This is a genomic window from Dactylosporangium sp. CA-139114 (assembly GCF_050955725.1).
In the GTDB taxonomy this organism is placed as follows: Bacteria; Actinomycetota; Actinomycetes; order Mycobacteriales; family Micromonosporaceae; genus Dactylosporangium.
Window position 1 is genome coordinate 2,334,000 of sequence record NZ_CP192080.1, and the last position, 23,150, is coordinate 2,357,149.

Here is a 23,150-nt window from a genome sequence, read left to right on the forward strand (position 1 = left end):
CAAAACGGGGATACTGGACAGGAACGCGAAGGGCTGGACATGAAACATCCCCGGAGTACTGTGCCGGGGATACGAAAGGAATGCCATGCTCGACCGGTTCAACGGCCTCGCGCCCGAGGCCGCCGAGGAGGCCCTGCTCGCCTGCTGCGCGTCGCGGGGCTGGGCCGCCCGGGTGGTCGCCCGGCGGCCGTATCAGACGCCCGCCGACCTGGTGGTGGCGGGCGTGACGGCATTCGACGAGCTCGGCTGGGGGGACCTGCAACGGGCCCTCGCCGCGCATCCGCGCATCGGCCGGCGACCTTCCGGCGACGGCGCCGAGGCCGCCTGGTCCCGCCGCGAGCAGTCCGGCGTCGAGGGCGCCGACGACGAGCTGGCCGAGGTCAACGAGGCCTACGAGCGCCGCTTCGGCCACCTGTTCCTGATCTTCGCCAGCGGCAAGTCGGCCGACGAGGTGCTCGCGGAGGCCCGTGGCCGGCTGGGCAACGACGACGACACCGAGCAGGTCGTGGTCCGCGGCGAGCTCCGCAAGATCGTCGAGCTGCGGCTGGAGCGCCTGGCGGAGGAAGCCGAGGCCGCATGAGCGAACCCCGGCGAAGCGCCCGAAACCGCGGCGGAGCCGGTGCCCGAGCCAGAGCCCGGGCCGGCGCCGTATGAGCCTGTCCACGCACGTGCTGGACACGGCCCGCGGCATTCCGGCCTCGGGCGTGCCGATCCGGCTCGAAACGGCCGAGCGGATCTTCGTCGGTGACGGGCTGACCGACGTCGACGGCCGCCTGCGCTGGGACGACGTCGGCACGGGCCGCTACCGGATGATCATCGACACCGCGGCCTACCTCGGCCCCGACGCCTTCTTCCCCGAGGTGTCGATCGTGTTCACCATCGCCGACGCCCGCCATCATCACGTCCCGCTGCTGCTGAGCCCGTTCGGATACTCGACCTACCGAGGGAGCTGAGCAGTTGCCGACTTTCGAGCTGGGCCCGAACCAGTACGGCAAGGCCGAGACGCGCCTGGTGCGCGTCGAGCGCGCCGCCGGCGGGGATCGCCTCACCGACCTCAACGTGAGCGTCGCCCTGCGCGGCGACCTCGCGGCCAGCCATCTGACCGGCGACAACGCGGCCGTCCTGCCCACCGACACGCAGAAGAACACGGTCTACGCCTTCGCCCGCGAGTTCGGGATCGCGAGCATCGAGGCGTTCGCGGCCCGGCTCGCCGAGCACTTCGTGGCCACCCAGCCCACGATCCACGAGGCCAAGGTCACGATTGAGCAGTACCCGTGGCAGAGCCTCGGCACCAGGCACGCCTTCCGCCGCGACGCCAGCGAGATCCGCACCGCCACCGTCCACCATGGACACTACGGGACCCAGGTCGTCTCCGGCATCACCGGGCTCGTGCTGCTCAAGACCACGGACTCGGAGTTCCACGGGTACATCAAGGACCGCTACACCACCCTGCCCGAGACCCGCGACCGCGTCCTCGCCACGTCGGTGGACGCGACCTGGCGCGCCGCCGAGGGGTTCACGGATCCCGGCCCGGCGAGGGCGGCCCTGGTCGAGGCGTTCGCCGACACCTACAGCCTCGCCCTGCAGCAGACCCTGTTCGCGATGGGCTCGCGGGTGCTGCTGCGCTGCCCGGACGTGGTCGAGGTGAAGCTCTCGCTGCCCAACCGGCACCACTTCCTCGTCGACCTGGCGCCGTTCGGGCTCGACAACCCCAACGAGGTCTACTACGCGGCCGACCGTCCCTACGGGCTCATCGAGGGCGTGGTCCGCCGCGACGGCGCGGTGATCCCCGAGGAGGTCGTGTGGAGTTTCTGAGCCCGTCCCGGCCGGGTCGACGGCGTGGTGATCCCCGAGGAGGTCGTGTGGAGTTTCTGAGCCTGTCCCGGCCGGGTCGACGGCGTGGTGCGCCGCGTCGGGGCCGCGAGACCGCAGCGGGCCGTGCGCGTCGGGGCCGCGAGACCGGACAGGGCCGTGCGGACCTTCCGGGCCGCGGCCGCGTGGTGATCCCCGAGGAGGTCGTGTGGAGTTTCTGAGCCCGTCCACCTGGGGCGAGGCCCTCGCGGCCAAGGCCGAGCACCCCGGCGCGGTGCCGATCGCGGGCGGCACCGACGTCATGGTCGAGCTGAACTTCGACCGTCGCCGCCCGCCCGCGCTGCTGGACCTGACCCGCGTCCGGGAGCTCGCGGAGTGGGCCGCCGACGGTGACGTGCTGCGGGTCGGGGCCGGGGTGACGTACCGCCGCCTCATCGACGAGCTCGGCAACCGCCTGCCCGGCCTGGCCCTCGCGGCCCGCACGGTCGGCTCCCCGCAGATCCGCAACCGCGGCACGGTCGGCGGCAACCTCGGCTCGGCCTCTCCGGCCGGCGACGCCCACCCGCCGCTGCTCGCGTGCGGGGCCGAGGTCGAGGTCGCCTCGGTGCGCGGCGCCCGGCGCATCCCGGCGGCGGAGTTCTTCGCCGGCCCGAAGCGCAGCGCCCTGGCCCCGGACGAGCTCATCGCCGCGTTCCGCATCCCGCCCGCGGCCGGCCCGCAGCAGTTCGCCAAGGTCGGCACGCGCAACGCGATGGTGATCGCGGTGTGCTCGTTCGCCCTGGCCCTGGACCCGGTGCGCCGGGCCGCGGGCACCGGGATCGGCTCGGCCGGCCCGACCCCGCTGCGGGCCGCCGAGGCGGAGTCGTTCGCGGCCGAGCTGCCGTGGGAGTCGCGCGAGCCGCTGCCCGAGCCGGCGGTGGCGCGCTTCGGCGAGCTCGTCGCGGCCGCGGCGCGCCCGATCGACGATGTGCGGGGCAGCGCCGCCTACCGCCGCCACGCCCTCGCCGTCCTCGGTGGACGGACGCTCCGGTGGGCGTGGGAGGAGTACCGATGCGGCTGAATCTGTCCGTGAACGGCGAGCAACGCACCGCCGACGACGTCTGGGCGGGCGAGAGCCTGCTCTACGTGCTGCGGGAACGGCTCGGCCTGCCCGGCGCCAAGAACGCGTGCGAGCAGGGCGAGTGCGGCTCCTGCACGGTGCTGCTCGACGGCACCCCGGTCTGCGCCTGCCTGGTCGCCGCGGGCCAGGCCGCGGGCCGTGCGGTGCGCACCGTCGAGGGGCTGGCCGAGTCCGGCGCGCTGCACCCGATCCAGGAGGCGTTCCTGAGCGCCGGCGCCGTGCAGTGCGGCTTCTGCACCCCGGGGCTCATCGTGGCCGTGCACGACCTGCTGGAGCGCAACCCGGAGCCCAGCGACCCGGACATCCGCGAGGCCCTCGCCGGCAACCTGTGCCGCTGCACCGGCTACGAGCACATCGTCGCCGCGGTGAAGCTGGCGGCCCGCCGATGATCGTCATCGAGGGGTGCGCGGTCGCGACCGTCGACGCCGCCGGCACCGAGCACGCCGACGGGCACATCGTCGTCGCGGGCGACCGGATCGTGGCGGTCGGCGCCGGGCCCTACACCGGCGACGAGAGCGTCACGCGGGTCGACGGCCGCGGCTGCCTGGCCACCCCGGGGCTGGTCAACACCCACCACCACCTCTACCAGTGGGCCACCCGGGGCTACGCGCAGCAGGAGATCCTGTTCGGCTGGCTGCGGGAGCTGTACCCGATCTGGGCCCGCATCGACGAGGGCACCGTGCACGCCGCGGCCTCCGCGGGGCTGGCCCAGCTGGCGCTGAGCGGGTGCACGACGAGCACCGACCACCACTACGTGTTCCCGCGCGGCGGCGGCGACCCGCTCGCGGCCGAGATCGACGCGGCCGCCGCCGTCGGGCTGCGCTTCCACCCGTGCCGCGGCTCGATGGACCTCTCCGAGAAGGACGGCGGACTGCCCCCGGACTCCGTCGTGGAGGACACCGACGCCGCGCTCACCGCGACCAAGGACGCGATCGACCGGTTCCACGACCCCTCGCCGGGCGCCATGGTGCGCGTCGCGGTCGCGCCGTGCAGCCCGTTCTCCGTCACCCCGCGGCTCATGCGGGAGGCGGCCGAGCTGGCCCGGTCCGAGGGCGTGCGGCTGCACACCCACCTCGCCGAGACGGTGGAGGAGGAGTCGTACTGCCGCGAGGTCCACGGCTGCACGCCGGTCGAGTACGCCGAGGACCTCGGCTGGCTCGGCGAGAACGTCTGGCTCGCCCACGCCGTGCACCTCGACGCGCCCGCGATCGCCCGGCTGGGCGCGACCGGCACCGGCGTCGCCCACTGCCCGAGCTCCAACGGCCGCCTCGGCGCCGGCATCGCCCCCGTCCGGGACCTGCTCGACGCCCGGGTCCCGGTCGGCCTCGGGGTCGACGGCGCCGCCTCGCAGGAGGCCGGGGAGCTCGGCGCGGAGCTGCGCCAGGCGCTCTACCTGGCCCGGCTGCGCGGCGGCCCCGCCGCCCTGAGCGCGCGGGAGTCCCTGGCCCTGGGCACCATCGGCGGGGCGCGCTGCCTCGGCCGCGCCGACGAGCTCGGCTCGCTGGAGCCCGGCAAGCTCGCCGACATCGCGCTGTGGCACCTCGGCGGGCTCGGCCACGCCGGCATCGAGGACCCGGTCGCCGCGCTCGTGCTCGGCCCGGCCGCCCCGCTGCGCCTGCTGCTCGTCGGCGGCCGCGCGGTGGTCCAGGACGGCTCGCTGTCCACCGTGGACGTCACGCGGGTCGCCACCGATCTGGCGCGGGCGGCGAGGAGGCTGCGATGACGACCTCGGTGGCAACGGCCGGCGGCATCGGCACCTCGCCGGTCCGCCCCGACGGCACGCTCAAGGTGACCGGGGAGTTCGCGTTCTCCTCCGACCTGTGGGCCGACCGGATGCTGTGGGGCGCGACCCTGCGCAGCCCGCACCCGCGGGCCCGGATCGTGTCCGTCGACCTGACCGAGGCCCTGCGGCTGCCCGGCGTGCACGCCGTGCTCACCGCCGAGGACGTGCCCGGGGCCAAGCACTACGGCCTGGAGCACCGCGACCAGCCGGTGCTCGCGATCGGGCAGGTCCGCTACGCCGGCGAGCCGGTCGCCATCGTCGCCGCCGACCACCCCGAGACCGCCCGGCGGGCCGCGGCGCGCATCGGCGTCGAGTACGAGGTGCTGGCGCCCGTCGTGGACAGCGAGGCCGCCCTCGACCCGGCCTGCGCGCCGGTGCACGAGTCCGGCAACCTGCTGCGGCACGTGCCGATCCGCAAGGGCCCGCAGGACGTCGTCGCGCCCGTCGTCGTCACCGGCGACTACGAGGTCGGCATGCAGGACCAGGCGTTCCTCGGCCCCGAGTCCGGGCTCGCGATCCCGGCCGAGGACGGCGGCGTCGACCTGTTCATCGCGACCCAGTGGCTGCACGGCGACCTCGCCCAGGTGGCCGACTGCCTGGGCCTGCCGCCGGAGAAGGTGCGGCTCAGCCTGGCCGGGGTCGGCGGCGCGTTCGGCGGCCGCGAGGACGTCTCCATGCAGGTGCATGCGTGCATGCTGGCGCTGCACACCGGGCGGCCGGTGAAGATGGTCTACTCCCGCGAGGAGTCCTTCTTCGGCCACGTGCACCGCCACCCGGCCCGGCTGCGGTACGAGCACGGCGCCGACGAGACCGGCCGGCTGCTCTACGTGCGGGCCCGGATCGTGCTCGACGGCGGCGCGTACGCGTCCACCTCCATGGCCGTGGTCGCCAACGCCACGACGCTCGGCGTCGGGCCGTACCGGGTGCCGAGCGTCACCGTGGACGGCTACGCGGTCTACACCAACAACCCGCCGTGCGGCGCGATGCGCGGCTTCGGCGCCGTGCAGGCCTGCTTCGCCTACGAGTCGCAGATGGACCGGCTCGCCGCCGCGCTCGGGCTCGACCCGGTGGCGCTGCGCGCCCGCAACGCCCTCGAGCCCGGCGACACCATGCCCACCGGCCAGGTCGTCACGGGGCCCGCGCCCGTTGCCGAGCTCCTGCGCCGGGTCCGCGACCTGCCGCCGGCCCCGCCCGGCACCGGCGACCCCCGCGGGTTGCCCGGCGGCGTCGCCAACACCACGCACGGCGAGGGGGTGCGGCGGGGCGTCGGCTACGGCATCGGCATCAAGAACGTCGGCTTCTCCGAGGGCTTCGACGACTCCTCCACCGCCCGGGTGCGCCTCGAGCTCGTCGGTGGCGAGCCGGTCGCGGTCGTGCACACCGCGGCCGCCGAGGTCGGCCAGGGGCTCGTCACGGTCATGGCGCAGATCGTGCGGACCGAGCTCGGGGTGCGGCAGGTGACGGTGGCCACCGCGGACACGACGATCGGCAGCGCCGGGTCCTCGTCGGCGTCGCGGCAGACCTACGTCACCGGCGGCGCGGTCAAGGCCGCCTGCGAGGCCGTGCGCCGCGAGGCCGAGCGCCGCGCCGGCGGGGAGGCCACCGACCTCGCCGCCGTCCTCGTCACCGTCCTGGGCGACGGGCCGATCGAGGAGACCGTCGAGTGGCGGCACCGGCCCACGTTCCCGCTCGACCCGCGCACCGGGCAGGGGGACGCGCACGTGCAGTACGCGTTCGCCGCCCACCGGGCCACCGTCGACGTCGACGTGGAGCTCGGGCTGGTGCGCGTGGTCGAGATCGCCACCGCGCAGGACGTCGGGCGGGCGCTGCACCCGCAGTCGGTGCGCGGCCAGATCGCCGGCGGCACCGCCCAGGGGCTCGGGCTCGCGGTGATGGAGGAGATCCAGGTCGTGGACGGGCGCATCCGCAACCCGTCGTTCACGGACTATCTCATCCCGACCATGCTGGATGTGCCGCCGATGCTCATCGACGTGCTTGAGCTGGGCGATCCCGAGGCGCCGTACGGGCTGCGCGGCGTCGGCGAGCCCCCGACCATCTCGTCCACCCCGGCGATCGTCGCGGCGATCCGCGCCGCCACCGGCCTGCCGCTCAAGCGGGTGCCGGTGCGGCCCGAGCACCTGACGGGGACGTGAGATGGCGCTGCCGGAACGGGACCTGGAGCAGCTGCGGGCGCGGGCCGAGCACCTGGACCGCCTGCGGCTGCCCGGCCAGGTGGCGGACACGGCGGTCGTACGGCAGCCGGTGCACACGGTCTACGTGCCCGCCGACCGCTTCTCGGCCGCGACCGTGGGGCAGTGGGGGCAGGAGGCCCGGTGCCTGGTCCGCGACCACGGGCGCCCGCCGTTCCCGGACGAGATCGTGGAGCTGGTGCTGGGCAAGCTCGTCACCGAGCCGATCGAGGACCTGCGGGTCGACTTCGAGGACGGCTACGGCCGCCGCGGCGACGACGAGGAGGACGCCCACGCGACCGCGGCGGGGGCCGCCCTGCGCACGAGCCCGCCGGCCTTCTCCGGGCTGCGGTGCAAGAGCCTGGAGCCGGATACGGTACTGCGGGCGGCCCGCACGCTCGACGTGTTCCTCGCCGCGCTCGGCCCGCCGCCGGACGGTTTCGTCATCACGTTCCCGAAGGCCACCTCGGCCGGCCACGCCGACGCCGCCGTGCTGCTGTGCCGGCAGCTCGAGCACGCGCACGGCCTCGCCGAGGGCGCGCTGCGCTTCGAGCTGCAGGTCGAGACCCCGCAGGCGATCCTCGGCGCCGACGGCCGCAGCCCGCTGCCGGAGATGATCGTCCGCTCGCACGGGCGGCTCACCGGCCTGCACTACGGCACCTACGACTACAGCACCGCGCTGGGCGTCGCCCCGGCGTACCAGAGCCTCGAGCACCCGGTCGCCGACCACGCCAAGGCCGTCATGCAGGCGGCCGCGGCGGGCACCGGGGTCGCCGTCGCCGACGGCTCCACGAACGTCATCCCGGCCGGCGGCACCGAGGAGGTGCACCGCGCCTGGGCCCTGCACGCCCGGCTCGTGCGCCGCAGCCTGGAGCGCGGCATCTACCAGGGCTGGGACCTGCACCCCGGGCACCTGGTGACCCGCTGGGGGACCACGTTCGAGTTCTTCCGCGACGGCGCCGGCGAGGCGAGCCGGCGCCTCGGGCACTACCTGGGCCGCCGCACGCGGGGGCACCTCGACGAGCCGGCGACCGCCCGGGCCATGGCCCGGTTCCTGCTGCGCGGCCTGCACTGCGGCGCGCTGCGCCCCGGTGACGTGCGCCATCCCCTCGAGGTGCTGGAGGCCCTGTGACGTTCTCCCTGCGCTCCCGCCAGGTCTATCTGCCCGGCGGGCCCCGCGCCGCCACCGTGACCGTCCACGACGGGCGGATCGTCGCGGTCGGCGACTACGCCGCGGACGGCGACGGCCCGGTCACCGACCTGGAGGGCCTGTCGCTGCTGCCCGGCCTCGTCGACACCCACGTGCACGTCAACGAGCCCGGCCGCACCGAGTGGGAGGGCTTCGCGACCGCGACCCGCGCGGCCGCGGCCGGCGGCGTCACCACCATCGTCGACATGCCGCTGAACTCGCTGCCGCCGACGACCACGGTCGCGGCCCTGCGCGAGAAGCAGGCCGCGGCCCGGGGGCAGTGCCACGTCGACGTGGGCTTCTGGGGCGGGGCGGTGCCCGGCAACGCCGCCGACCTCGCCCCGCTGCACGAGGCCGGCGTCTTCGGCTTCAAGAGCTTCCTCGTCGACTCCGGCGTGCCCGAGTTCCCGCCGCTGGACCCCGCGGGGCTGGCCGAGGCCTTCGCCGCCGTCGACGCGCTGTTCATCGTGCACGCCGAGGACCCGGCCCGGCTGCACGACGCCCGCCCGTCGCGCGCCTACGCCGACTTCCTCGCGTCCCGGCCGGCCGCGGCCGAGGTCAGCGCGGTCGACACCGCGCTGGAGACGGCCCGCGCGACCGACCGCCGGGTCCACATCCTGCACCTGTCCGCCGCCGACGCGCTCGGGTCCCTGCGCCGCGCGCGCGGCGACGGGGTGCGCGCCACCGCCGAGACCTGCCCGCACTACCTGACCCTGGACGCCGCCGCGGTCCCGGACGGCGCGACCGAGTTCAAGTGCTGCCCGCCGATCCGCGACGCGGGCAACCAGGACCGGCTCTGGGGCGGCCTCGCCGACGGCACCATCTCGCTCGTCGTGTCCGACCACTCGCCGTCGACGCCGCACCTCAAGCGCCGCGACTCCGGCGACTTCGCCGCGGCCTGGGGCGGGATCGCGTCGCTGCAGCTGGGCCTGCCCGCGGTGTGGACGGCCGCCCGCGAGCGCGGCTTCACCCTCGCCGACGTGGTGCGCTGGATGGCCGCCGGCCCGGCCGACCTGGTGGGCCTGCGCCGCAAGGGCCGCATCGCGCCGGGGGCCGACGCCGACCTGGTCGCCTTCGACCCGGAGGCGGTCTTCACGGTCGACCCGGCGGCCCTGCACCATCGGCACCCGGTCACCCCGTACGCCGACCGCGAGCTGACCGGCGCGGTGCGCACGACCTGGCTGCGGGGCGAGCCGACCGGCGGGCCCGCGAGGGGCCGGCTGCTGCTGCGGGAGGACGCATGACCTTCACCGACCTGACCGACCTGGCCTCGCGGGTGCTCGGCGGCGGCGTGGTGGCCGCGAACGACGAGTTCTTCGCGGCCATGGACAACCTCGTCAACCCCGAGCCGTCCGGGCACGAGACGTGGACCTACGGGCCGAAGGGCAAGGTGTACGACGGCTGGGAGACCCGCCGGCGCCGCTCGCCCGGCCACGACTGGGCGATCGTCCGGCTCGGGGCCCCGGGGCGGATCCACGGCGTGGTGGTCGACACCGCGCACTTCACCGGCAACTACCCGCCGCAGGTCTCCGTCGACGCCGCCGAGCTGCCGGGCCACCCGTCCCCGGACGACCTGGCCGCGGCCGCGTGGACCGGGATCGTCGCGAAGTCCCCGGTGCGGGGCGACCACCGCAACCACTTCCCGGTCGCCGACCCGGCCCGCTACACCCACGTGCGCCTGAACATCTTCCCGGACGGCGGCGTCGCCCGGCTGCGCGTGCACGGCGAGGCGGTGCCCGACCCGGCCCTGCTGCACGGGCTGACCGCGAACCTGGCCGCGATGGAGCTGGGCGCGGTGGTGGCCGGGTGCAGCGACAGGTTCTACGGCTCGCCGGGCAACCTGCTGCTGCCGGACCGGCCGCGGCAGATGAGCGAGGGCTGGGAGACCGCGCGGCGCCGCGAGCCCGGCAACGAGTGGGTGCTCGTCCGCCTGGCCGCCGCGGGCCGCATCCGCCTCGTGGAGCTGGACACCACCCACTTCAAGGGCAACGCCCCCGGCTCGGCCTCGCTGCGGGCGACGGCCGACCCGGCGGACGAGTCCGCGTGGTTCGACCTGTTGCCGCGCACGCCCACGCAGCCGGACACGCGCCACTTCTTCCGGCTGGACTGCGACCGGCCGGCGAGCCACGTGCGGCTCGACATCTACCCGGACGGCGGCATGTCCCGGCTGCGCCTGTGGGGCGAGACCGGCCCCTGAGCGCGTCAGCGCGGCAGGACCAGCTCCATCGACGTCCTGGTCTCGTGCCGGAAGCCCATCCGCTCGTACATCGGCAGGCCGTCGCGGGAGGCGAACAGGCGCACCGCCGGCACCGCGCGGGCCTCGAACCAGGCCAGCAGCGCGTCCAGGCACGCGGTGGAGAGGCCCCGGCGGCGGTACGGCTCGTCGGTGGCCACGTTGAAGATGTAGCCGGTGAGGCCGCCGGGGTTGCCGGGCGAGGCGAGGCGATCCTCGATCGTGCCCACCGCGCACGCGGCCAGGCCCGGCCCGTCCGGGCGGTCGACCACGAACGCGGCCAGGGTGGCGTCGGGGTCCGCGACGGGCAGGCGGCGGCGCAGCGTGGCCGCGCAGTGCCGGGACCATTCGCCGGGCGGGGCGGGCGCGCCGTGCATGTCCTCGAGCATCACGACCCGCAGCCGGACGAGCTGCTCGGTGTCGGCGGCGACGGCGCGTCGTGCGGTGGGCTTCACAGCTGGTAAGCCTCGGACACCCGGGTGCGGCCCGCAACGGCGAATTCGGCCGCATCCGGTTGGGCGGCCTCCTGACGGGTACCCGATCGTCATGGATGTCGCGTTTCTTGTTTCCAAGGAAGGTATCGAGCAGGCCGAGCTGACCGAGCCCTGGAAGGCGGTCGAGCACGCCGGCCACACGCCGCGGCTGGTCTCGCTCGAGCCGGGGCAGGTGCAGGGATACCACCACCTCGACCCGGCCGACCGGTTCGACGTGGACGTCACGGCGGCCGACGCGCGGCCGGGCGACTTCGCCGCCCTGGTCCTGCCCGGCGGGGTGGCCAACGGTGACCTGCTGCGCTGGCAGCCGGAGGCGGTCGAGTTCGTCCGCGGCTTCGCCGCCCTGGGACGCCCGATCGCGGTCATCTGCCACGGCGGCTGGGTCCTCATCGAGGCCGACGCGGTGCGCGGCAAGCGCCTCACCTCGTGGCCGTCGTTGCGGACCGACTACCGCAACGCCGGGGCGACCTGGGTCGACGAGGAGCTCGTCGTGGACGGGAACCTCATCAGCAGCCGCAAGCCCGACGACCTGCCCGCCTTCTGCCAGGCGCTGGTCGAGCAGCTGGAGCGCTGACCGCGACGGGCGCTGCGCTGAGCGCGGCGCCCGCCGGGGGAATCACCAGCCGTAGGGCGACCACGGCGGACCCGGCAGCGTCGGCGCGCAGCGCCCAGCGGTGTCTGGCGGGAGCGACGGTCCGCACCACGACGGACCCGAGCCATGCTCCGCTCGACCCTGACGGCCGGTCAGGTGCGCAGGTCCCAGGCGACCCTCGACAGCACGGCCCCCAGGGGCGCGTCGAGCAGCAGCGAGGCGTGGGCGTCGCCGCGGGTCGGACCCTGGTTGACGATGGCGACGGGCAGGCCGATCTTGGCCGCGCGCACCACGAAGCGGCGGCCCGACATGACGGTGAGCGAGGAGCCGAGCACCACCAGTGCGGCGGAGCGCTCCACGAGGTCGAAGCACGCCCGCACCCGCGGCGGCGGCACGCTCTCCCCGAAGAACACGACGTCGGGCTTGAGCATCCCGCCGCAGCCCGTGCAGTCCACGACCGCGAACCCGGCCGCCTGCTCGTCGGTGAGGTCCACGTCGCCGTCGGGGTTGATGCCGCCCGCGACCGCGTCGAAGCCGGCGTTGGCCGCGCCCAGCCGCGCGTCGAGCTCGTCGCGCCCGGACAGCTCGCCGCAGTCGAGGCAGATCACCCGGTCGAGGGCGCCGTGCAGCTCCACCACGCCGTCCGCGCCGCCGGCCTGGTGCAGGCCGTCGACGTTCTGCGTGATGACGCCGGTGAGCAGGCCCAGCCGCTGCAGCCGCCCGACGGCGTGGTGCCCGGCGTTGGGGGCGGCCCGCGCGATGGTGCGCCAGCCGAGGTGGCTGCGGGCCCAGTACCGCCGGCGGGCGATCGGGTCGCGGGTGAAGGTCTGGTAGGTCATCGGCTGGGCGTTGCGCCGCACCCCGCTCGGCCCCCGGTAGTCGGGGATGCCCGACTCCGTCGACAGGCCGGCCCCGCTGAGCACGAGCACGCCGCCCTTGCCGACGAGCGCGCTCAGCGCCGCGACTGACTGTTCCACGGCATCAATACTGCCTCGCGCCGCACGGCCCTCGGCCCAAGGCCGCCGGGGGTGCGCCGTCCATGCCGCCGGCGCGGAAAGTTTCAACCGGTTTCGACCGGTCCTGAGCCAGGGCGTGATGGGGCGCACAGTGGCCGCCCCGGGCGACGTATCGTGTTCGGCATGGGTTTGGTGAGCAAATTCAACGCGTGGCGCCGCAAGCTGCAGGAGCAGCCGGGCACCACGATCGACCTCGAACCGATGCGCGCCCTGCTGCCGGAGATCGAGAAGCGCGAGGCCGAGCTGTCCGAGCTCACCGACGACGAGCTTCGTGCCGCCGCCACGGCACTGCACCAGCGGGAAGACACCCAGGACTTCGTCGAGGCGTGCGCGCTGGGCCGGGAGGCGGCCAAGCGGGCCCTGGACGAGCGGCCGTATGACGTGCAGCTGCTCGGCGCCCAGGTGCTGCTGGCCGGGCACGTCGTCGAGATGGCCACCGGTGAGGGCAAGACGCTGACCGCGGCGATCGCCGCCGCCGGCTACGCCGCGCAGGGCCCGGTCCACGTGATCACGGTCAACGACTACCTGGCCCGCCGCGACGCCGAGTGGATGCGGCCGGTCTACGAGCTGCTCGACCTGACCGTCGGGTGGGTCAACGAGTCCTCCACGCCGGAGGAGCGCCGCACGGCCTACGCGCAGGACATCACCTACGTCTCGGTCAGCGAGGCGGGCTTCGACCTGCTCCGCGACTCGATCGTGACGAACACCGCCGACCGGGTGCACCGGGAGCTCGCGACGGTCATCGTCGACGAGGCGGACTCGATTCTCATCGACGAGGCCCGGGTGCCGCTGGTGCTGGCCGGCTCCACCATCGCCGGCGAGGACCAGCCGATCGCGATCGCCGAGATCGTCGGCGGGCTGCACCGCGACCGGGACTACGAGGTCGTCGACGAGGGCCGCACCGCCCACCTGACCACGCGGGGCCTGGCGAAGGTCGAGGCCGCCCTGGACATCGACCTCTACGCCGAGGAGAACGTCGACACGCTGACCGCGGTCAACCTGGCGCTGCACGCCGAGGCGCTGCTGGTCCGCGACGTCGACTACATCGTGCGCGAGGAGCGGGTCGAGCTCATCGACGAGTTCCGCGGCCGGGTGGCGCAGCGGCGCCGCTGGCCCGACGGGCTGCAGGCCGCGGTCGAGGCCAAGGAGAAGATCCGCTCCAGCGGCGGCGGCACGGTGCTGCAGACCATCACGGTGCAGGCGTTCCTGACGCAGTACAAGCGGATCTGCGGCATGACGGGCACGGCCATGCCGGTCGGTGACCAGCTGCGGGAGTTCTACAAGCTCGAGGTCGCGGTCATCCCGCCGCACCTGCCCAACGTCCGCAAGGACTGGCCCGACCGCGTCTACGCCTCCGCCGAGGAGCGCGACATCGCCGTGGTCGCCGAGATCGTCGCGATGCACGCCACGGGGCGCCCGGTGCTGATCGGCACGCTGAGCGTGGCCGAGTCGGAGCGGCTGGCCGCCACCCTCGCCGAGGAGGGCGTGGAGTGCGTGGTCCTCAACGCGAAGAACGACGAGTCGGAGGCCGGGATCGTGGCCGAGGCCGGCGCGGTGGGCGCGGTGACGGTCTCGACGCAGATGACCGGCCGCGGCGTCGACATCCGCCTCGGCGGCAGCGACGAGAAGGAGCGCGAGCGGGTCGCCGACCTCGGCGGGCTGTTCGTGATCGGCACGGCCCGCAACGACTCGCGCCGCATCGACGACCAGCTCCGCGGCCGGGCCGGCCGGCAGGGCGACCCGGGCGAGTCGATGTTCTTCGTCTCGCTCGAGGACGAGCTCGTGCAGCGGTACGGTCCCGAGCCCATGCCCATGGGCCGCGCCGACGCCGAGGGCGCCATCGAGGACGAGGACGTGCGGTGGGCCATCGGCTCCGCCCAGCGGGTCGCCGAGACGGTGAACCTCGAGATCCACCGCAACACCTGGCGGTACAACTACCTGCTCGACCAGCACCGCCAGCTGCACGGCAAGCGGCGCGAGGAGCTGCTGACCACCGACGCGGCGGGCGAGCTGCTCGCGGAGCGCTCCCCGGACAAGTACAACGAGCTCGCCGAGGAGCTGGGCGAGGAGACGCTGCTGCGCATCGCGCGCCAGATCGCCCTGTTCCACGCGGACCAGGCGTGGTCGGAGCACCTGGCCGACATGAGCGAGCTGCGGGAGGGCATCCACCTGCGGGTGCTCGGCTCGCAGGACCCGCTGGACGAGTTCCACCGCGAGGCGATCCCGGCGTTCCGCGGCCTGCTGGCCGAGATCGACAACCGCACGGTCTCCGAGTTCGAGGAGCTGGAGATCGACGGGCCGGACTGGGAGCCGGAGAACGCGGGCCTGGTGCGGCCGAGCGCCACCTGGACCTACGTGGTGAGCGACAACCCGTTCGGCTCCGAGATGGAGCGGTTCTTCGCCGGCATGGTGAAGCTGTTCCGCAGCGGCAAGGGTGTCAAGAAGAGCTAGTCGCTCCGGTTCGGGTCACGGCCGTCGCGCCCGCGCGGCGGCCGTGCTCCGTTGCCGGCCGCGGTCCGGCGGGCCGCTACGATGCTGATCGGGCCGACGACCAGACCGACAGCGCGAGCCGTACCAGTGCCGCGTTGTCGGCCACCGGCCCGCCGTCGGGACCGGTGAGGGTGTCCTCGAGCCCGATCCGCGTCGGCAGCCCGAGCCGCCCCGCCAGCTCGACCATCGGCCAGCACCGCGGACCCTCGCCGTGCAGCAGCCGCTCGCCGGCCACCCCGACCTCGTCCAGCCGCGCCAGGATCGCCTCGGCGTCCGCGCCCGGCCCCATGATCTCGACGAGCACGCGCGGCACCCCGCCCGCGATCGACAGCGCCCCGGCGTCCTCGAGCGTCCACACCCCGGCCTCGACCGCGATGCCGAGCTCGCCCAGGGTGGCGGCGAGCGCGGTGAACCCGGGCTCGGAGACGTTCACGGAGGCGAAGTCCGGGCGTTCGTACCGCGACAGCCCCGCCCACCCCGCGACCGCCGTCTGCCGCGCGGCGACGTCCCGCCCGGTGATCCACAGCCCCGTGGTGACCCCGACCGGCGTGTCGGGGCAGGTGCGGCGCACGGCCGCGACCGCCGCGCCCACGTCGGCCGCCGCCAGCGACTCCGCACCGGCGTCGTCGCGCGGATGCAGGTGCACGGCCTCGGCTCCGGCCGCGACCGCGCGCTGCGCGGCGTCGGCGAGCTCGGCGGGGGAGCAGGGCAGGGCCGGGTGCTCGCCGGGCGCCCGGCCACCGTTGAGCGCCGCCTTGAGCCGGGCGATCGGAGGCATCACCGGTGTACTGTCACCCCTCGCCTCGGAGGGTGCAAGATCGACACGCCCGGATTCCGCCTATTCGGGACACATCCCCCGGCCGGGCGGAACGTCCGATCGCCGCGCCCGATTGGGCGGCTCCTGCTCGTGGGGCCGCGGCGCACCTTCTCCAGCTGCCGGCCGGCTGGGCGCAGCCCACGATTGACGCCACCCGGACGGGACGTCGAGGCCGCCTCCGCGACGTGTCGGCGTCGGCGACCAGCGGCGGCGGGCCGGGAAAACCGCGCGAAGCCGGCGAACAGCACGGTGCGCCGCGGTTCGGTCATCGCCGCAGCGTCATGGCGCCCGCCGCGCTGATACGACGGTTCCCCGGCGCCTGGCGGGGCCGGGGAACGCGATGGGGGAACGTTCTAGAGTTCGGTGTCTATCCGGGGGATCACGGGCTCGGCCTGGGCCGGGCGGTAGGTCCAGACGCCGCCGGCGACGCCGAGAGCGCAGATCGCCAGCACCGTCCCGAAGACGCTGCCGGCGGCCAGTCCGATGACGGCGCCGACGATCGCGGCTACGGCGATGATCACCGAGGTCACGCGGCGGGGCGTGATCCGGCGAGTCATGGCCCGGTTGAATCCATTGACGAAGCGCGCATCGCTGCGCAACGCGGCTTCGATGTCTGCGAGCCGCTTCTGCTCGCTCTCGCTGAGCATGACGCCCAACCTCCTCCGACGGGCCTGCCCGGTGCGCGACGTGTACCCGCTGCGATCGATCGTCACACACAAACCCCCGCCGTGGGTCGGCCAGTTGGCGCCAAGTGCGATTTCGCTGGTCAGCGCCGTGGTGATACGCGGCTTTTGCCGGAAAGTGCGACCTGCGAAAGATGTGTGCGTGTGCCATTCTCGACGGCGAATGACGCGAGGGGTTCACGCGCGAGGATGCGTGAACTTCGCGAGCCAAGGTAGCCGTGCGGCCGCACAGGGGAGGATAGGGACGTGGACCCGAGCAGGCAGTGGCAGCAGCCCGACCAGAGCGGCAACTACCCGCCCCAGCCGCCCTACGGCCCGCCCCAGCCGCAGCCGCCCTACGGTCAGCCCCAGCCCGCGCCGCAGCAGTACCCGCCGCAGTATCCGGTGCAGCCGCCGCCGCAGTATCCCCAGTACCAGCAGCCGCAGCAGCCCCAGGCCGCCCAGCCGTACTCGGCCGTGCCGTACGCGTCCCAGCAGTACAGCGCGCCCCCGGCGTACCAGCAGCCCCCGGCGTACCAGACGTCCGGCCCGGCGATGCCGGGCGGCGACGGCTCCGGCCGCCGCAGCAGGTTCTTCCCCGCGCTCATCCTCAGCTCGGTGCTGCTCGTGGTCGTCGTCGTCGCCATCGTCGTGGTCTCGCTCAACCGCAAGCCCGACACCCCGGCGACCCCGCAGGCGGGCGCCTCGCAGAGCGGCCCGATCGACAAGTGCCTGGTCGGCAAGTGGAAGCAGACCTCGTACCAGAAGGTCGTCGACCTCACCGGCACGGACACCGCGAAGCGCGGGAACCTGACGACGGTCAAGATGAACGGCGGCGGCAAGATCTGGGAGATCAAGGACGACGGCAACGCCATCGAGGACGACACCAGCACGTCCTACAGCGGCAAGACCGACGACGGCCGGACCGTCACCGCGACCTGGGCCGGCCGCACGGAGTGGAAGCTGACGACCAAGGACGGCGTGATCTCCTACGCCGGCGGCGAGGCCACCACGGTCGTCACGATCAGCGTCGATGGCACCGAGGCCGGCAAGATCCAGCTCGAGCCCAACCTGGACCCGGCGAACTACACGTGCAACGGCGACATCTGGCGCACGTCGAGCAAGGACAACCCCGACGACTTCTCCCGGTACGATCGGCAGAAGTAATACCCGGTTGATCCCAGCTCGTTAGGGGTACAGCCGTGGCATGGCGCAGTGGATAACCCAGGTCGGTGAGCGTGCACGGACGCGGCTGAGCGCGGCGCGTGCCGTGCCGCCCTTCGCCGGGCCGGTGGAGGTGCGGCCCGCGTCCACTGTGGAGGACGGCATCCCCCGCGGCGTGAAGGTCGCGGGGGCCTGGGCCTGGCGCATCGTGCTGTTCATCCTGACCGGGTACCTGCTGCTGAAGGTCATCGCCGCCCTGCGCCTGATGGTCATCCCGGTCGCCGTGGCGATCCTGCTCGCCGCGCTGCTCGAACCCGTGGCCGGCTGGCTGCGCCGGCACGGGCTGCACCGCTCGCTGGCCGCCGCGATCGTGCTCGTCGGCGGCCTCATCGTGGTCTTCGGCGGCCTGGGCGTGATCATCTACACGTTCATCGCCCAGTTCGACAACCTCTCCGGCCGCGTGGGCGAGGGCGTGGGCGAGATCCAGCGCTGGCTCTCCTCCGGGCCGCTGCACATCTCCGAGAAACAGCTCAACGACACGGTGAGCTCGCTGGAGAAGCAGTTCACGGCCAACCGGGGCGCGCTGACCTCCGGGGCCCTGAGCACCGCGACCACGCTCGGCGAGGTGGTCACGGGCTTCTTCCTGGTGCTGTTCACGCTGTTCTTCTTCCTGCGCGACGGCGGGCAGATCTGGGCGTTCCTGTGCCGGCTGCTGCCGCACCAGGCCCGGCTGCCCGTCGCGCGGGCCGGGCACTACTCCTGGTACACCCTCGTCTCCTATGTGCGCGCCACGGTGCTGGTCGCGTTCGTCGACGCGCTCGGCATCGGCATCGGCCTGGCCGTCCTGCGCATCCCGCTCGCGCTGCCGCTGGCCGCGCTCGTGTTCCTCGGCGCGTTCATCCCGGTCATCGGGGCCACGCTCTCCGGCACGGTCGCCGTGCTCGTCGCGCTCGTCACCAACGGGCCGGTCAGCGCGCTGCTCGTGCTCGGCGTCGTCATCGCCGTACAGCAGCTGGAAGGGCACGTCCTCCAGCCGCTGATCATGGGCCGGGCGGTCGCGCTGCACCCGCTCGCGGTGATCCTGGCGATCACGACGGGCGTGGTGGCGGCCGGGATCGTGGGCGGGCTCGTCGCGGTGCCGCTGCTCGCGGTGAGCAACACCGCGGTGCGGTACCTCTCCCAGCACCCCGACGGCGAGCCCACCGACGAGGGTGAGGAGCCGCCGGGAGTGCAGGACACCGACGGGGAGGTCGACCAACCCGAACCGGAGCCGGAGCCGGAGCCGGAGCCGGAGCCGGAGCCGGAGGGTAGCGTCGAAGACGACATCAAGGATCAGTGAGGAGCATGCACCATGCCGTTGTCCGGTGAGTACGAGCCGAGCCCGTCGCAGTGGTCGCGTGAGCAGGTCGAACTGTTCGAGCGCACCAATGGCGCCGAGGGCAACACGATGCAGGGCCGGCCCGTCATCGTCCTGACGACGCTCGGCGCCAAGTCGGGCAAGATCCGCAAGACCCCGCTCATGCGGGTGGAGCACGACGGGCAGTACGCGGTCGTGGCCTCGCTGGGCGGCGCGCCGAAGCACCCGGTGTGGTACTACAACATCGTCGCCAACCCGCACGTCGAGCTCCAGGACGGGCCGGTCAAGCGCGACTACACGGCCCGCGAGGCCACCGGCGCCGAGAAGGAGCTGTGGTGGAAGCGGGCCACCGAGACGTGGCCGGCGTATGACGAGTACCAGCAGAACACCGACCGGCAGATCCCCCTCTTCGTGCTCACGCCCCAGCAGTGACGCGAGGGTGAACCCGGTCCTGGTCACGCTGCTGGCGATGCAGCGGCAGAACTGGGAGCAGGGCGTGGCCATCCACGCCCTGCTCGACCTGGGCCTCACCGACCTGGCCCGGCGGCTGGCCCGCGACGCGGTCGTGCACCAGAGCCCGGACGGCCGGCTGGGCACCATCGGCGGCGAGCGCGGATCGGTGAACTCGGCCGCCATCTATCAGGGTGTCGTCCTGCTCGATGACCCCGAACCCGCCCGCCGCCAACTGGACTGGATCGCCGAACGGGCGCCGCGCGCCGCGGACGGCACCCTCTACCACCTGCTGGACGCGCCGGAGGTCTGGGCCGACTCCGTCTACATGGTGGTGCCGATGCTCGCCCTCGCCGGCCGCCCCGACTTGGCCGTGCGGCAGGCCGAGGGCCACCGCGCCCGGCTGTGCCGCGACGGGCTCTACCTCGCCGCCGACAGCCGCCCGACGTGCTGGGGCACCGGCAGCGGCTGGGTCGCCGCCGGGCTCGCGCGGGCCATCCGGCACGACCCGGGCCTCGCCGCGCCCTTCGCCGGCCACGCGCGCGAGGTGATCGACGCCTGCCTGCGGTGGCGCCGCAGCGACGGGCTGTTCGGGGACGTCCTGGACGATCCGGGCTCGTTCCGGGAGGCGAACCTCGCGCAGATGCTGGCGTACGCGGCGTACACCGGCGTCGCCGACGGCTGGCTCCCCGGCTCCTACGCGGACGTCGCCGGCTCCCTGCGCGCCGCCGTGGCCCCCTTCGTGGTCGACGGGCTCGTCACCTCGGTCTGCGGCGCGCCCACGTTCGACCGCCCGGGCACCTCGGCCGAGGCCCAGGCGTTCCACCTGCTGGCGGAGGCCGCCGCGGGCTGAGATCGGCCAGGGCTCGTGGATTTGGCCGGGGCTCGTACAGTGTGCGGGTGGCATACCGGCTCGGCATCGACCTGGGCACGTCGACGACCGTTGCCGTCCTGGCGTTCCCGGGCGCGTCGCGGCCCCTGCTGTTCGACGCCTCGCCGCTGCTGTCCTCCGCCGTGTTCGCCGGCTCCGGCCCCGAGCTGCTGACCGGGCAGGACGCCGAGCGGGCCGCGATCGCCCAGCCCGCGGGGCTGGAGGCCAACCCGAAGCGCCGCATCGACGACGGCACCGTCTGGCTGGGGGAGCGGGAGTTCCCCGTCGCCGAGGTCCTCGCCGCGATCCTGGACCGGGTCGGCACCGAGGCGCGGCGGGTCGCGGGCGGCCCGATGGCCGAGACGGTGCTGACCCACCCCGCGGCCTGGGGCCGGACCCGCCTGGGCCTGCTGGCCGAGGCCGCGCGCCGGGCCGGGCTGGGCGAGGTCGGGCTGGTGCCCGAGCCCGTGGCCGCCGCGGCGCACTTCGGCACCGTCCACGACCTGCGGCCCGGCCACACCGTCGTGGTGTACGACCTGGGCGCCGGCACCTTCGACGTGAGCGTCGTGCGCCGGGCGGCCGCCGGCGGGGGCTTCGAGGTCCTCGCCGCCGACGGGCTGGCCGACGTGGGCGGGCTCGACCTGGACGCGGCCGTGGTCCAGCACGCCCGCGCGCTCACCCCCGGCGCCGCCGAGGCCTGGGCGCGCCTCGACTGGCCGCAGAACCAGGCCGACCAGCAGGCCCGGCGGGCCCTGTGGACCGGGGCGCGCGCGGCCAAGGAGCAGCTCACCCGGCACGCGACCGCCGAGCTGCACCTGCCCCTGCTCGACCGGGACCTGCACCTGACCCGGGAGGAGTTCGAGGCGGCGGCGCGGCCGTACCTCGACCGGACCGTCGCGCTGACCGTGCGCGTCCTGCGCGAGTCGGGCGCCGTGCCGGAGCGCATCGCCGGCGTGTTCCTCGTCGGCGGCTCGTCCCGCATCCCGCTGGCCGCGACGCTGCTGCACCGGGCGCTGCGGATCGCGCCGACGATCGTCGACCAGCCGGAGCTCGCCGTCGCGGAGGGCAGCCTGCTGGCCCCGGCCGCGCGCTGGGAGACCGCCCTGCCGACCGAGGACCTGACCCCGGTCCTCGCCGCGCCGGAGTCCGTGTCGCCGCCACCCGTCGTCACGCTTCCCCCGGCCGCCGCCCCGGTCGCGGCGGTGGCCGTCGCCGAACCGGTGACGCATCCGGAGCCCGGACCGGCGACGCCTCCGAGGCCCGAGCCGGTGACGCCTCAGAAGCCCGAGCCGAAGCCCGAGGCCGCCGCGGGGAAGCGGGGCCTGGGGCGGCACGTCGCCACCGTGGTCGTGATCCTCGTCGTGGTCGCGGGCGTGCTCGGCGTGCGGGCCTGGCTGCACCGCGGGCCGGTCGTGGCCGAACTGCGCGGGGCCGTCGGCGCCGTGCGGGCCGTCGCGTTCAGCCCCGACGGGCGGCTCCTCGCGGCCGTCGGCGACGACAGGACGCTGCGCCTGTGGGACGTCGGCGACGAGCAGGCGACCACGCTGACCAGGAACGCCGCGACCCGGTCGGTCGCGTTCAGCCCGGACGGCAAGCTGCTGGCCGCGGGCGGCGACGACGGTCGCGTGCACCTCTGGAGCGTGGCCACGCGCCAGGAGCGCGGCGAGGGCATCGTCCTCGACCGCCCGTTCCAGATCACCGCGCTCGGCTTCGACCGCACCGGCGCCCTGCTGGTGGTGGGCGGCGACACCGGCTTCGGCCTCGTCTACGACGTCGCCGCCGGGCGCCGGCGCGCCGAGCTCGGCGCGTTCAACCCCGGCGCGGTCACGGCGGCCGCGTTCAACCCGGGCGCCGAGGACGCGGCCGACGTCGCGCTCGCCGGGACGGCCCCGGCGCCGGTGGTCTACAGCAGCGCCGACGGCGCCCGGCAGCCGCTCGACGCCACCGTCACGCACGGCGACACCGTCCGCGCGCTGGCGTACAGCCCGGGGGGCTACCCGCTGGCCACCGCCGGGGCCGACGGCGACGTGCTGCTGTGGCCCGGCGAGGCGGGCGTGGTGGCGGCGCGGCTGGCCGGTGACCGGACGCCGGTGAACGCCGTCGCCTTCTCCCGGGACGGCTCCGTGCTCGCGGTGGCCGGGGACGACCAGCGGGTGCACCTGTGGAATCCGGTCACGTATGCGCGCCTGCGCTCGTACGACCAGGCGGGCAGCCCGATCGACGCGCTCGCCTTCAGCCCGAAGGACGCCACCCGCCTGGCCACGGGATCCCGCGACGGCGTGGTGCGCGTCTGGGACGTCGGCTGAGCCCATCCCTGACCGGCAGGTGCTGCGGGAGCGGTACGGCGCCGCCGTCCCCGCCACCCGCGTGCTCGAGGTGACGCCGAGGTGAGGCTGAGGTGAGTTGCCCGCGGCGGTGGGTACCAGCACGGCATGCGCGTGCCCACATGGCTCAGGACGACCGCCGCGGTCACGGCCGCGGCCGGGATCGGGTCGCTGGTGACGCGGCCGGGTGACCCGTGGTACCGGCGGCTCGAGAAGCCCTCGTGGCAGCCGCCCCCGCGGGCGTTCCCGCTGGTGTGGACGCCGCTGTACGGGCTGATCGCCTTCGCCGGGGCGCGGGCGCTCGACGCCCGCCGGGGGCCGCGGCGGCGCTCGTTCGCCGTCGCCTACGGGGCCAACCTGGCGCTCAACGCGGCGTGGACGGCGATCTTCTTCGGGGCTCGCCGGCCCCGCGCCGCGCTGGCCGAGATCGCGCTGCTCAACGCGTCGAACCTCGACCTGCTGCGACGGGCCTGGCAGGCGGACCGGACGGCCGGGGCCGCCCTGGTGCCCTACGTGGCCTGGACCGGCTTCGCGACCGCCCTGAACGCGGCGATCGCGCGCCGGAACTGACGCTCGGCGGGCCGGGC

At 74.6% G+C, this 23,150-nt stretch carries 22 protein-coding genes; 18 read left to right on the forward strand and 4 right to left on the reverse strand.

Annotated elements, in window-relative coordinates:
• Nucleotides 1-85 precede the first annotated feature (85 nt).
• The 10 genes from uraD (at nucleotide 86) to alc (ending at nucleotide 10,290) form a co-directional block, all read left to right on the forward strand.
• Entirely contained in the window at nucleotides 86-580 is a 495-nt protein-coding gene (gene uraD, locus ACQP2P_RS10515; protein WP_433615086.1) for a 2-oxo-4-hydroxy-4-carboxy-5-ureidoimidazoline decarboxylase, read from the forward strand.
• A gap of 70 nt (nucleotides 581-650) precedes the next feature.
• Complete coding sequence (gene uraH / locus ACQP2P_RS10520; protein WP_433615088.1) at nucleotides 651-953, forward strand: hydroxyisourate hydrolase; 303 nt, start codon at nucleotides 651-653, stop codon at nucleotides 951-953.
• A gap of 4 nt (nucleotides 954-957) precedes the next feature.
• Nucleotides 958-1,815, forward strand: coding sequence for a factor-independent urate hydroxylase (gene pucL / locus ACQP2P_RS10525; RefSeq protein WP_433615090.1), 858 nt, complete (start codon nucleotides 958-960; stop codon nucleotides 1,813-1,815).
• Nucleotides 1,816-2,020: 205 nt separating this feature from the next.
• Nucleotides 2,021-2,872, forward strand: a complete 852-nt coding sequence (locus ACQP2P_RS10530) for an FAD binding domain-containing protein (RefSeq protein ID WP_433615092.1) — start codon at nucleotides 2,021-2,023, stop codon at nucleotides 2,870-2,872.
• On the forward strand, nucleotides 2,863-3,321 hold the full coding sequence (locus ACQP2P_RS10535; RefSeq protein WP_433615093.1) for a (2Fe-2S)-binding protein: 459 nt from the start codon (nucleotides 2,863-2,865) through the stop codon (nucleotides 3,319-3,321). The genes ACQP2P_RS10530 and ACQP2P_RS10535 overlap by 10 nt, the downstream gene beginning before the upstream one ends.
• Nucleotides 3,318-4,655 (forward strand): 8-oxoguanine deaminase, encoded by a 1,338-nt coding sequence (locus ACQP2P_RS10540; protein ID WP_433615095.1) that lies wholly within the window; start codon nucleotides 3,318-3,320, stop codon nucleotides 4,653-4,655. The genes ACQP2P_RS10535 and ACQP2P_RS10540 overlap by 4 nt, the downstream gene beginning before the upstream one ends.
• Entirely contained in the window at nucleotides 4,652-6,868 is a 2,217-nt protein-coding gene (pucD, locus tag ACQP2P_RS10545) for a xanthine dehydrogenase subunit D (protein ID WP_433615097.1), read from the forward strand. Before ACQP2P_RS10540 ends, pucD begins: the two co-directional genes overlap by 4 nt.
• Before the next feature lies 1 nt (nucleotide 6,869).
• Nucleotides 6,870-8,036, forward strand: a complete 1,167-nt coding sequence (locus ACQP2P_RS10550; RefSeq protein WP_433615099.1) for a DUF6986 family protein — start codon at nucleotides 6,870-6,872, stop codon at nucleotides 8,034-8,036.
• The gene (gene allB / locus ACQP2P_RS10555; protein ID WP_433615101.1) at nucleotides 8,033-9,337 is read left to right on the forward strand and encodes an allantoinase AllB; all 1,305 of its coding nucleotides are present in this window, start codon (nucleotides 8,033-8,035) and stop codon (nucleotides 9,335-9,337) included. The genes ACQP2P_RS10550 and allB overlap by 4 nt, the downstream gene beginning before the upstream one ends.
• Nucleotides 9,334-10,290, forward strand: a complete 957-nt coding sequence (alc, locus tag ACQP2P_RS10560) for an allantoicase (RefSeq protein ID WP_433615103.1) — start codon at nucleotides 9,334-9,336, stop codon at nucleotides 10,288-10,290. The genes allB and alc overlap by 4 nt, the downstream gene beginning before the upstream one ends.
• Nucleotides 10,291-10,295: 5 nt before the next feature.
• Here alc and ACQP2P_RS10565 read toward each other — a convergent pair whose 3' ends face one another.
• Nucleotides 10,296-10,781 (reverse strand): GNAT family N-acetyltransferase, encoded by a 486-nt coding sequence (locus tag ACQP2P_RS10565; protein WP_433615105.1) that lies wholly within the window; start codon nucleotides 10,779-10,781, stop codon nucleotides 10,296-10,298.
• Between the two features lie 91 nt (nucleotides 10,782-10,872).
• Here ACQP2P_RS10565 and ACQP2P_RS10570 point away from each other — a divergent pair, with 91 nt between their 5' ends.
• Entirely contained in the window at nucleotides 10,873-11,394 is a 522-nt protein-coding gene (locus tag ACQP2P_RS10570) for a type 1 glutamine amidotransferase domain-containing protein (protein ID WP_433615107.1), read from the forward strand.
• 170 nt (nucleotides 11,395-11,564) lie between these two features.
• Here the strand turns inward: ACQP2P_RS10570 and ACQP2P_RS10575 are convergent, their stop codons facing one another.
• Complete coding sequence (locus tag ACQP2P_RS10575; protein ID WP_433615109.1) at nucleotides 11,565-12,389, reverse strand: Sir2 family NAD-dependent protein deacetylase; 825 nt, start codon at nucleotides 12,387-12,389, stop codon at nucleotides 11,565-11,567.
• A gap of 162 nt (nucleotides 12,390-12,551) precedes the next feature.
• Between ACQP2P_RS10575 and secA2 the strand changes: the two genes are divergently transcribed.
• Entirely contained in the window at nucleotides 12,552-14,879 is a 2,328-nt protein-coding gene (secA2, locus tag ACQP2P_RS10580; protein WP_433615111.1) for an accessory Sec system translocase SecA2, read from the forward strand.
• A gap of 76 nt (nucleotides 14,880-14,955) precedes the next feature.
• On the opposite strand, the gene ACQP2P_RS10585 is transcribed toward secA2, so the two are convergent.
• Nucleotides 14,956-15,696, reverse strand: a complete 741-nt coding sequence (locus tag ACQP2P_RS10585) for a 3-keto-5-aminohexanoate cleavage protein (RefSeq protein ID WP_433619090.1) — start codon at nucleotides 15,694-15,696, stop codon at nucleotides 14,956-14,958.
• 392 nt (nucleotides 15,697-16,088) lie between these two features.
• On the reverse strand, nucleotides 16,089-16,382 hold the full coding sequence (locus ACQP2P_RS10590; RefSeq protein ID WP_433615113.1) for a DUF3040 domain-containing protein: 294 nt from the start codon (nucleotides 16,380-16,382) through the stop codon (nucleotides 16,089-16,091).
• 282 nt (nucleotides 16,383-16,664) lie between these two features.
• Between ACQP2P_RS10590 and ACQP2P_RS10595 the strand changes: the two genes are divergently transcribed.
• From ACQP2P_RS10595 to ACQP2P_RS10620, 6 genes are all read left to right on the forward strand, one after another.
• Nucleotides 16,665-17,564, forward strand: coding sequence for a lipocalin family protein (locus ACQP2P_RS10595; RefSeq protein ID WP_433615115.1), 900 nt, complete (start codon nucleotides 16,665-16,667; stop codon nucleotides 17,562-17,564).
• A 40-nt stretch (nucleotides 17,565-17,604) separates the two neighbouring features.
• A complete protein-coding gene (locus ACQP2P_RS10600; protein ID WP_433615117.1) occupies nucleotides 17,605-18,900 on the forward strand; it encodes an AI-2E family transporter in 1,296 nt (431 codons plus the stop codon).
• 12 nt (nucleotides 18,901-18,912) lie between these two features.
• The gene (locus ACQP2P_RS10605; protein ID WP_433615119.1) at nucleotides 18,913-19,350 is read left to right on the forward strand and encodes a nitroreductase family deazaflavin-dependent oxidoreductase; all 438 of its coding nucleotides are present in this window, start codon (nucleotides 18,913-18,915) and stop codon (nucleotides 19,348-19,350) included.
• A gap of 7 nt (nucleotides 19,351-19,357) precedes the next feature.
• Nucleotides 19,358-20,221: a glycoside hydrolase family 88 protein gene (locus tag ACQP2P_RS10610; RefSeq protein WP_433615120.1), complete on the forward strand. Its 864-nt coding sequence runs from the start codon at nucleotides 19,358-19,360 to the stop codon at nucleotides 20,219-20,221.
• Nucleotides 20,222-20,268: 47 nt separating this feature from the next.
• Complete coding sequence (locus ACQP2P_RS10615) at nucleotides 20,269-22,545, forward strand: Hsp70 family protein (protein WP_433615122.1); 2,277 nt, start codon at nucleotides 20,269-20,271, stop codon at nucleotides 22,543-22,545.
• A 126-nt stretch (nucleotides 22,546-22,671) separates the two neighbouring features.
• Nucleotides 22,672-23,133, forward strand: a complete 462-nt coding sequence (locus ACQP2P_RS10620) for a TspO/MBR family protein (RefSeq protein ID WP_433615123.1) — start codon at nucleotides 22,672-22,674, stop codon at nucleotides 23,131-23,133.
• Nucleotides 23,134-23,150: the final 17 nt, after the last annotated feature.